Origin of the sequence: Streptomyces sp. NPDC001903, assembly GCF_042891345.1 — a bacterium.
Lineage (GTDB): Bacteria > Actinomycetota > Actinomycetes > Streptomycetales > Streptomycetaceae > Streptomyces.
Window position 1 is genome coordinate 329,707 of sequence record NZ_JBIASZ010000002.1, and the last position, 10,265, is coordinate 339,971.

At 71.0% G+C, this 10,265-nt stretch carries 6 protein-coding genes; 2 read left to right on the plus strand and 4 right to left on the minus strand.

The genetic code is table 11. From position 1 onward, the window contains the following. Positions 1-44: 44 nt before the first annotated feature. Positions 45-5,039, plus strand: coding sequence for an FG-GAP-like repeat-containing protein (locus tag ACFYZS_RS05165; protein ID WP_389006991.1), 4,995 nt, complete (start codon positions 45-47; stop codon positions 5,037-5,039). A gap of 208 nt (positions 5,040-5,247) precedes the next feature. On the opposite strand, the gene ACFYZS_RS05170 is transcribed toward ACFYZS_RS05165, so the two are convergent. The 3 genes from ACFYZS_RS05170 to ACFYZS_RS05180 all read right to left on the minus strand — a co-directional run bounded on the left by ACFYZS_RS05170 (position 5,248) and on the right by ACFYZS_RS05180 (position 7,404). After that, positions 5,248-5,823 (minus strand): hypothetical protein, encoded by a 576-nt coding sequence (locus ACFYZS_RS05170; protein ID WP_389006993.1) that lies wholly within the window; start codon positions 5,821-5,823, stop codon positions 5,248-5,250. Next, complete coding sequence (locus ACFYZS_RS05175; protein WP_389006995.1) at positions 5,820-6,011, minus strand: hypothetical protein; 192 nt, start codon at positions 6,009-6,011, stop codon at positions 5,820-5,822. The genes ACFYZS_RS05170 and ACFYZS_RS05175 overlap by 4 nt, the downstream gene beginning before the upstream one ends. A gap of 217 nt (positions 6,012-6,228) precedes the next feature. Then, positions 6,229-7,404, minus strand: coding sequence for an FAD-dependent monooxygenase (locus ACFYZS_RS05180; protein WP_389006996.1), 1,176 nt, complete (start codon positions 7,402-7,404; stop codon positions 6,229-6,231). Positions 7,405-7,529: 125 nt separating this feature from the next. Here ACFYZS_RS05180 and ACFYZS_RS05185 point away from each other — a divergent pair, with 125 nt between their 5' ends. Then, positions 7,530-8,456: a TetR/AcrR family transcriptional regulator C-terminal domain-containing protein gene (locus ACFYZS_RS05185; protein ID WP_389006998.1), complete on the plus strand. Its 927-nt coding sequence runs from the start codon at positions 7,530-7,532 to the stop codon at positions 8,454-8,456. A 123-nt stretch (positions 8,457-8,579) separates the two neighbouring features. Here the strand turns inward: ACFYZS_RS05185 and ACFYZS_RS05190 are convergent, their stop codons facing one another. Then, the gene (locus ACFYZS_RS05190) at positions 8,580-9,830 is read right to left on the minus strand and encodes a DUF3533 domain-containing protein (RefSeq protein WP_389007000.1); all 1,251 of its coding nucleotides are present in this window, start codon (positions 9,828-9,830) and stop codon (positions 8,580-8,582) included. Positions 9,831-10,265: the final 435 nt, after the last annotated feature.

Here is a 10,265-nt window from a genome sequence, read left to right on the forward strand (position 1 = left end):
AACCGGTTCCCGGGACGCGCGGGAGACGACTTCAAGGAACACCCGTGAGACCACCCCTGGCGCGGCTTCGCGCCATCGGCCAGCCACGCCTGCGGGCATCGGCGCTGGTCACCACCGTGGCCCTGACCGCCGGCCTGCTGGCGACGGCACCCGCGGCCCTGGCGGCCGGTGCCCGCGACGCAGCCGCCGGAAACGAGGCTCCCGCTGCCCGGACCGACGCCGAAAGGGCAGCCGCGGAGGCAAAGCGGACCGGCAAGCCGGTCGAGATCGTGAGCGGACGCACCGAGACCGACGAGGTGTGGGCCAATCCCGACGGGACCAAGACGGCAAATCGCGCTCTGGTGCCCGTCCGGATCCGCAAGGGCGGAAAGCTGATTCCGGTCGATACCACGCTGGAGCGCGGCCGCGACGGACGCATCGCGCCTAAAGCAACGGCAATGGGCCTGACCTTCTCCGGCGGCGGCGAGACTCCGCTGGCGGTGATGTCGGAGAACGGCCGCGATGTGTCCCTGTCCTGGCCCAAGCCGCTTCCCGAGCCGAAGCTGGAGGGCGACAGCGCCGTCTACCCCGAGGTCCTCCCCGGAGTCGACCTGCGCGTCAGCGCGACCGTCGACAGCTTCTCCCACGCCCTGATCGTCAAGACCCGCGAGGCGGCCTCCAATCCGGCCCTCGCGCAGCTCGACTTCGGCCTCAAGGCCAAGGGGCTGACCGTACGCGCCGAGGCCGACGGCCAGCTGCGCGCGCTGGACCCGAACGGCCAGACCGTGTTCGGCTCGGCGAAGCCGCAGATGTGGGACGCGGGCGGGCAGAAGACCGCCGAGCCCCAGGCCCAGAACCAGGCCGAGACCCAGACCCAGACCCAGCCCCAGACCCCCGAGGCCGCCGCCCCGGCGACCCCTTCCGCCAAGGCGGCGCGCCCGGCCTCCGCCGCACCCGCGGCCGCCCCGCAGGCCGCCCTCGCGGCGCCCGCGGCCGCGGCGCCCGCGGCACCCGCCGCCCCGGTCGAGGGCGTCACCACCGGCGCCAAGCAGGCCGACCTCGGCATCCGGCTCTCCGGGTCCACGCTGACGCTGACCCCGGACCAGAGCCTGCTGCGGGCCGCGGACACCACGTACCCGGTCGTCATCGACCCGACCTGGGACGCCTGGAAGCAGGCCTGGACGATCGCGTACAAGCACAACGCGTTCCCGTCCTCGCCCAACACCAACTACTGGAACGGCGGCACGCTCAGCAAGGACGCCCGCGTCGGCTGCGCCAAGGACGCCGCCAACGGCAACGCGGTGATCTGCGCCAAGACCTTCTTCCAGGTCGGCATGACCGACTACTGGGACAAGCAGATCATCGAGTCGACCCTGCGGATCAAGCAGAAGTCGGCCGGTTCCTGGAGCTGCAAGTCCGGTGACATCCAGGTCTGGGACACCGGCACCATCTCCAAGTCCACCACCTGGAACAACCAGCCCAACTGGGTCCGGATGGTCGACGCGACCGGCCAGTCCTACGGCGGGCGCAACTGCCCCGGTGACGGCGACCTGATCGAGTTGAACGTGAAGTCGGCCGTGGCCACGGCCGCCCAGAAGCACTGGGGCAACTGGACGTTCGGTCTGAAGGCGGCCAAGGACACCGTCGACGTCTCCTGGCGCAAGCTCGACCCGAACAGCGCCCGGATCTCGGTCACCTTCAACACCACCCCGGACAAGGTGACCGAGCGGTCCACCGACCCCTCCGTCCCCTGCACCGGCGGCATCATCGGGACCACCGACCAGGTCGTCCTGCGGGCCCGCGTGAAGGACAAGGACAAGACGGACGTCAACCTCTGGGCCGAGTTCCACTACTGGAAGGAAGGCGCCTCGACCCCCACCAAGGTCGAGCGGAAGATCACCAACGGCAATGTGGCCCAGCTGCCCATCCCCGCGACCGGACTCGACGGCACCTACCGCTGGGACGTCCGGGCGCTGGACAAGGTCGGTGCCCCCGGCCCCTGGGCGGGCCAGTGCACCTTCACGATCGACCGCACCCGGCCGGACAAGACCCCGTCCGTGAAGTCCGTCCAGTTCCCCGAGAACGAGGACGACCCCGAGAAGACGGGCTTCGCCCGCACCGAGGGCGTCTTCACCCTGGGCGCCAACGGCGTGAAGGACGTCACCGCCTTCGAGTGGTGGACCGACTCCAACCCCAAGGTCAACAAGGTCGCGCCGACCACTCAGGGCGGCTCGGTCGACGTCAAGTACACGCCGACCACCGCCGGTCCGCAGCGGCTCTTCGTCCGCAGCCTGGACGCCTCCGGCAACCGGTCGAACCTGAAGGAATACCTCTTCTACGCCAAGCGCCTGGCCACCCGTGACAAGCACGGCGACCTCAACGGCGACGGCACGGTCGACATCTGGAGCGTCGACCCGGGCGCCGGCACCCTGTGGCTGCACCCGGGCAAGGGCGACGGCACCTTCGACCTGTCCCGTCAGCTCGACCAGGGCTCCTTCGCCGACGCCACCTCGCTGGCGCACCGCGGCAGCTGGAACGAGGACTACTACGAGGACCTCGTCGTCCTGCGGCCCGGACCCGACGGTTCGCGCAAGAACCTGTACGTCTACCCGAACAAGGGCGACGGCGATCTGGAGACCGCGGACGCCAACCGCCAGGAACTCCAGGTCGGCAACCCCGACGCGGACGACCACTGGGCCAATGCCGACCAGGTCGTCTCCATCGGCAGCGTCAACGACGACAACGGCGACGGCCGCACCGACGACAGCGACCAGCCCGACCTGCTCGTCAAGTCCGGCGACCAGCTGTGGCTGTACCTCGGTTCCACTGTCGGCTTCCTGGACGCGTTCGGCGAGCCCGTCGGGCTCGGCAACGCCGACTGGAAGAACATGACGATCATGGCGCCCGGCGACCTCAACGGCGACCAGCTGCCCGAGGTCTGGGCCCGCGACACCGTCACCGGCAAGATCCACCAGTACACCAGCCGCCGCACCACGGAGCCCGGCGCGACCACCACCGCCGACCTCGCGGTCTTCGGTGAGCCCGCCGCCCGCGAGAGCGCGATCGCCACCGGCTTCACCGGCGCCGCGTACCCGCACCTGTCCAGCAACGGCGACTTCGAGACCGACGGCTTCGCGGACCTGTGGTCCCGCGGCGGCGACGGCCGGATCACCGAGTTCCCGGGCCGGGCCGCATCCGCAGGCTCCGCCTTCGCCGCGGGCCGTCCGCTGGTCCTCGGCGGCACCTCGTGGTCCGAGTGCCAGGCCTTCACCTCGACGGCCACCGGCACGCACACGCTGTGCGGTCCCATCCTGTCCAAATTCCTGGCCAAGGGCGGCACGGCCCTCGGCTACCCGACGACCGACGTCCTCGTCCCCGCCGACGGCGTGGGCCGGTACGTGAACCTCCGCGGTGCGGGCGCGACCAGCGACAACGGTTCCATCTACTGGCACCCCAGCAGCGGTGCCTGGGTCGTGTGGGGCGCCATCCGGGCCAAGTGGCTCAGCATGGGCGCCGAGAAGTCCATCATGGGCTACCCCATCTCCGACGAGGCCAAGAACTTCGACGGCGCGGGCTACAACTCCACCTTCTCCTCCACCGCCGGCGGCAAGGGCGGCATCTACTGGTCCACCGAGACCGGCGCCTGGTCCGTCCACGGATCGATCTTCAACAAGTACGCCTCGCTCGGCGGCCCGGCCAGTTACCTCGGCTACCCGACCACGGACGAGACGAACGTGGGCGACGGCGGCGCGGCCCGTTTCAACCACTTCCGCAAGCGCTCCGACTCCGCCGACACCGGCTCCGTCTACTGGACCAAGGCCAACGGCGCCTGGTCGGTGTTCGGTTCGATCCGCAAGAAGTGGATCGCGCTGGGCGGCGAGAAGAGCACCCTCGGCTACCCCACCTCCGACGAGTACGAGGTCGCGGGCGGCCCCCGGGAGGACTTCGAGAAGGGCTACATCCGACACAACCGCACCACCGGCAGCACGGTCGAGCACCTGCCCGCCGACCGGACCGCGCACCTGCGGACCGACTTGTCGGGCGATTTCAACGGCGACGGCCGCAGTGACCTGGCCACCGTGTACGACTACGGCGACAACACCACCGCGCTGTGGGTCTTCGACGCCCTGCCCAGCGGCGGCTTCTCGGAGCCCACGGTCCGCTGGACCAGCGCCAAGGGCGGCTTCGACGCCGGCCAGGCCAAGTGGATCGCGGGCGACTTCAACGGTGACGGCCGGGCCGACATCGGGGCCTGGTACGGGTACGACGACGGCAGCACCGCGCTGTGGAACTTCGTCTCCAACGCCACGGGCACCTTCACCCCGGTGAAGAGCATCACCGTCGCCAAGGGCGTGTACACCTGGGCCAAGTCCCAGCCCCTGGCCGGTGACTTCAACGGCGACAAGCGGGCCGACCTCGCCCTGATCCAGGACTACGGCAACGGCGACATGGGCGCCCACACGTGGACGTCCAAGGGCGACAACACCTTCAACGCCTCCGTCGCGAGCTGGCGCACGGGCGCCGGCAAGTGGTGGATCGACTACGCCACCTTCCGCGTCGGCGACATGAACGGCGACGGCCGGGACGACTTCCTGGCCATGTACGGCTATGCCTCGTACGGCACGGCCCTGTTCACCGGACTCGCCCAGCCGAACGGCGGCTTCGCCGCCCCGGTGAAGCACTGGGCGAAGCCCGCCGGGGCGTGGGAGTACGCGAAGACGAAGATCACCGTTGGCGACTACAACGGCGACAAGCGCGCCGACGTCGCCCTGATGTACGACCACGGTGACGGCCACTCCTCGCTGGACACCCTGCTCGGCAAGGCAGACGGCACGGTCGGCGAGAACGTCCGCAGCTGGGACACGCCGGAGGGGTACTGGTACGGCACCAGCGCCGCCCTGCCGGTCTCGGGCGACACCGACGGTGACGGCCGGGAGGACATCGGCATCGTGTACAACTACGCGAGCGGAGCCTCCAGCACCTTCACGTTCAAGAGCCGCCCGGACGGCGGTTTCGAGAACAGCCTGCAGAGCTGGCAGGCCCTGCCCGGCACCTGGTGACCCTGCCGGCTCCGCGCCGGTAGGCCCCCCATGGCCCCGCACCTTCGGCGAAGGTGCGGGGCCTCGCCGCGCACGGGACACGCGACGGCGCTCAGTCCTGTCGGCGGAGGTCCGGTGTGGTCGATGCTGTCCGGGACGCGGTACGCGAGCCGCACACCAAGCCAGACGACGGCTCGTCGCCTACGGCCGGTGAGGGCGTCGGACCCGTTCATCCGGAGCGGTCCGCAAGGCTGCACTCCTTCTCGCCGAGAGCTGTCATGGCCTGCAGGAACGCCTGTCGGCTGGCGGTCTCCCCGGCGTCCGAGACTACGTAGTAGCCGTCGATCGGTATCGGGTCCGGCAGCTCCGTCTCCGCACGCTTGAACAGCCGGTCCACGTCCGCGAGCCAGGCATCGCCCGCAGCCCTCGCCGTCGCCTGGCGTTCCTTGAACGCCGCGGGCGTCGCCTGCCGCCACAGCGTGTCGAGCGCGCCCTGGTATTCGGCCTGCACGGTGTGCAAGGTCGCGATGACCTTCCTCTTGTTGTAGGCCAGCCGGCCGCTCTCCCGGTCCGCGGGCGGGTCCCACTGCGAGGCGGCGCGCAGCTGACCGCAGGCCGCCACCACCTGCTGCTTGTACTTGGCGTCCGCTTCGGGGGCGGAGCCGTTGTTCACGCAGACGGTGGAGCCGCCCCGGTCACCCTCGCAGGTGTTGGTGGTGCACGCGCTCAGCGGCGCGGCCAGCAGGACCACCGCCGCGCAGGGGCTGACGAGGGCCCGAGCCCCTCGGGACAGGCTCCCTCTCACCGGCCGGAGCCCTTGCCCGTTCCGGTGTTCGTGTTGGAGCACTGCTGCTGGGCGCTGTTGTCCGCCGTGCATTCGTTGGCGGACCCGCCCTTGGTCCCCGCGAGGGCTATCAGGGCGGCGACCAGGATGGCCACCGCCCCGATCACGGCGGCGATGATCATGGCCTTCGACTCATTGAGAAACGACACGGACGACCCCCGGATGCCGGCCACACGTTGAAGAGGCGAGGCCGAGGCTGACACAGCCCGAGCCTCTTGGCCAGCCTTCGCGCGCGGAGCACGTTTGTGCTGGCCCAGGGGTCGCCGGAGCCCCACGAGGCACGCCGGAAGGGGCGTGCTCGGCCGCTCGTGGAGGGACCGGCGGCAACGAGGGCTCTGCGGTCGGACCGTTGGGGCGCCGGCTCCTTCAGGCTGCGGCGGAAGGGGTGTAGTCGCGCAGCCGGACCGGTTCGGTTCGGACGTTCTCGGGGGCGTTCGCGGCCAGCGTGTCCAGGATCTCCTGGGTGGGGGCGGGCATGAAGAACCGCTCGGCCCCCTCGCGGCCGAGGGCCTGGTGTTCGGCCACGTAGGGGCGCATCTGGTGCTCGTACGCGGCGAAGGCGGCGGTGTGGTCTCCGCCGCGGGCGGCGAGCTCGCCGGCGAGCAGGTAGGCGCCGATCAGCGCCTGTGAGGTGCCGCGGCCCGAGGTGGGGCCGGCGCAGTAGCCCGCGTCGCCGAGGAGGACGACCCGGCCCGCGGACCAGGTGTCCATCTCGACCTGGGCGTTGGAGTCGAAGAAGAACTCCGTGGCCGCCTCCATCTCCTCCAACAGGCGCGGCACCTCCCAGCCGTCGGTGGCGAAGCGGTCCGCGATGATGCGCTTCTGTGCTGCGGGGTCGCGGCGGTCGTACTCCAGGTTGTCGGCGGCGAAGTGGAAGGCCGCGCGGGCCTCCGTGTTGTCGCGGGCCGTGAAGATGTTGGCTGCCTTGCCGGGGGCGGCGTAGAGACGGCCGGTGTTGCGGAGGCCGAGGTAGTTGTCCAGGTTGAAGATCCCGGTGTAGATGCCGAGGTGGCGGACGAACTCCTCCTCGGGCCCGAAAGCCAGGGCGCGGGTGCGGGAGTGGAGGCCGTCGGCTCCGACGACCAGGTCGAAGCGGCGGGGCGGCGCGCCGTGCTCAAAGGTGACGAGCACGCCGTCGGCGTCCTGTTCCAGGGTCGCGATCGAGTCGCCGAAGACGTACTCGACATCCTGGCGGGTGGCCTCGTACAGCTTCCGGGTCAGGTCTCCCTTGAGGACCTCCAGGTCGCCGGCGAAGATCACCGCGGGGAGGGTGGCGTACTGCCTGCCCTCGGCGTCGACCATGGCCGCGTCGTCCATCTCGGTGTCCAGGGCCCGGATCTCCGCCAGCAGGCCCATGCGGTCGAGGACGTCGAGTGCCTCGCCGCGGAAGTCGACCGCGTAGCCGCCGTCACGCAGTTCGGGCGCGCGCTCGACGATCGTCGGGGTGAAGCCGTGACGGTGCAGCCAGTACGCGAGGGCGGGGCCCGCGACGCTGCCGCCGGAGATCAGCACGGTCCGGTTCCCTCGGTGGTTCTTGTTCATTTCCCTGTCCTCTCCTGGGGCGATGTGTACAACGTATAGACGGAAACCCCTTGCCGGAACAGGTAAGTTGAGGGAAGTTGGCTAGTGCACTACGGTTCCTCCGTACTAGTTCACCAGGAGGTGGGATGGCAGAGCGGGAACTGGCGCCGTACGCGCGGATCGCGGGTGAGCTGCGAGGGCGGATCGAGCGCGGGGAGCTGCGGCCCGGGGATCGGGTGCCGTCGACGCGGGCCATCACCCAGCGGTGGGGGGTGGCCATGGCCACGGCCGGCAAGGTGCTCGCCCTGCTCGGGCAGGAGGGCCTGGTGCGGGCGGTGCCGGGGGTGGGGACGGTGGTCGCGGTGCGGCCCGCGACCGGCGGGCCGGGCCGCCGCCCCGCCGCCGCCGAGGACGAGACGGCGCAGCGCGCGCGGATCGTCCGCGCGGCGGTCGAGATCGCGGATGCCGAGGGGCTCGCGGGCCTGACCATGCGCCGGCTCGGGGCGGAGCTGGGGGTTTCGGCGATGTCCCTGTACCGGCACGTCAGCGGCAAGGAACAACTCGTGGCGCTGATGGCCGACGCGGCCTTCGGGGAGCAGGCCCTGCCGGAGCGGCCGCCGCCGCACTGGCGGGACGGGCTGGAGCTGTCGGCCGCGGTGCAGTGGCGGCTCTACCGGGCCCACCCCTGGCTGGCGGCGGTCATGAACCTCAACCGGCCCCTGCTGATCCCCAACGGCATCCGGCACATCGACTGGGCCCTCGCCGCCCTGGACGGACTCGGACTGGACGCCGGCGCCCGGATGCACGCCGCCGTCACCCTGTTCGGGTACGTCCGGGGGCACGCGGTGGACCTGGAGCCGGAGTCGGAGGCCACCCGCACCAGCGGGGTGAGCGGGGAGCAGTGGATGCGGGCCCAGGAGGCGCGGCTGGCGGCCCTGATGGAGGGGGGATCCTTCCCGGCCTTCGCCGCCGCCCGGGCCGAAGCCGACCTCTCCCCCGAATCCCTCCTCGACTACGGCCTGAGCGCCCTGCTCGACGGTCTCGCCGCCCGCATCACGACGCCGCCGAACTGACGCCGCCCGGCCCTTGCGAGCGTTCCCGCTGTTCTCGCCGTTCTCCCGGGGCTCCAGGAGCGGCGTGGACTTGTCGGGGTGGAGCCGTCGGCTGTCTGCTGGGCTGGGCCCCGGAGCTCAGGGTCATGCAGGTTGGGGCGTGAGGCGCTTGAGGCCCTTGCGGTCGTAGTACCTCGTCATGGCGAAGCCGAACAACAGTGCCAGGACGATGCCGATCCCGATCATGATCCATGAGCGCGTGAGACCGGCGTCCCCGCGGGCGTCGAAGTAGAGGATCGCGCGGACGCCGTCGCTGAGCTGGCGCATCGGTTCGAAGTAGGACAGGAAGCGGTAGAACGTGGGGACCGCGTTGAGGGGGACTGTCGCGCCCGACGACGGCAGGCCGAGCACGATGAACACGAACATGGACACCAGTTGGCCGATCCCGCCGAAGGCGGCGTTGATGGCCTGGACGCCCAGCCCGACCGCGAGGGCCGCGCAGTAGGAGTAGATCCACAGCAGCGGCAGGTGGGAGGCGTCCATCCCCAGGATCGTGATGCAGGCCAGCATCACCAGTGCGGAGCTGACCAGTGTGATGCCCGCGGTCATCACCATCTTGAGCAGCAGCGTCTGCGTGCGGTTGATCGGTACGGTCCGTCTCCGCGTGTGCCACGGGCCGATCTCGTTGTCGGCGTAGCCGAGGGCGGTGTCGACGCCGTTGCTGATGACGTTGCCACCCATGAACCCGGCCAGGACCAGCAGCAGGGTGTAGTAGAAGGCGGTCAGTCCGAGACCGCTGTGGGCGCCGAGGGGGTGCCCGACCTGGGTGACCACGTCGACCGGGTCGGCGAGCAGCACCTTCGTCGTAGGGCTCGCCTGTGCGCCTGCGGCCTGCGTGAGCCGGCGGCCGACCGACTGCGACGCACTGTGCGCCGCCTTGGTGCTGATCTGGCTCGCCAGGGAGGACCCGAGGCTGCCCTTGCCGGGATTGGTGAGCACGATCATGGTCGGCCGGCGGGTGGCTCCGGACGTGGTCAGCGCGGCGACGGCTTCCGAGAAGCCGGCCGGGACCACGAGCGCGCCGTAGACCTTCCCCGAGTCGAGTTGGTCCTCGGCCTGGGCGCGGCTCATCACGCGCCAGTCGGCCTTGCCGCCCGCGGTGTCGGAGGCGATGGCGGCGGTGATCTGACCGCCGAGGTCCTGCCTTCCGGTGTCGTCGTCGACGAGAGCGATGGGCAGATCACGGAGGTGGCCGTTGGGATTGACGATGCCGCCCATGTAGAGCAGGGACAGCAGCAGGGCGAGGAGCCCGGTGAGGATGGTGGGGACGACCCAGATCTGGGGGCGGCGCAGCAGGGTCGCGGCGGTGGCTTCGGGGGCGGCGGGCGCGGACATGGGTCTCCGTTGCTTCCCGGTGGGCGGGATCGAAAGACGGTCGGCGATCAGTGGCAGGCGGTCGGAAGTCGGTCGTCGAGTCGGTCGTCGGTCGTCGGCAGTCGGCAGTCGGTGGCAGGGGTCGAATGGCCGACCGGGCGAACGCCCTTGGCCCACGACACCTCAGCATGCCCTCCCCCACCCCCGGCGCCCGCGCCCCGCCCCGCCCGCCTCCCTCCGATGCACTAGGGGGTGTCCGCAAAGTCCCGCCTGCCCCGCGGCGCCCGGCACGCGCTCTCGGCGCACCGGACGAAATCCCGAGTACGCCCAGTACACCGGCTTCCGCCCGGCACACCGAGAGCACGCACCGGACGCCGCGGGAGCGCCCTGCGGGCGCCCGCCAGGGGGGGGGGGGCGCCGCCCCGGGCCGCGCCGGCCCTGCCTGGGGGGTGGCCC

Bases quoted from the DNA above. Each gene is read 5' to 3' on its own strand.
- ACFYZS_RS05180 (WP_389006996.1), bottom strand. From the start codon at position 7,404: ATGAACAAGAACCACCGAGGGAACCGGACCGTGCTGATCTCCGGCGGC.
- ACFYZS_RS05185 (WP_389006998.1), top strand. From the start codon at position 7,530: ATGGCAGAGCGGGAACTGGCGCCGTACGCGCGGATCGCGGGTGAGCTG.
- ACFYZS_RS05190 (WP_389007000.1), bottom strand. From the start codon at position 9,830: ATGTCCGCGCCCGCCGCCCCCGAAGCCACCGCCGCGACCCTGCTGCGC.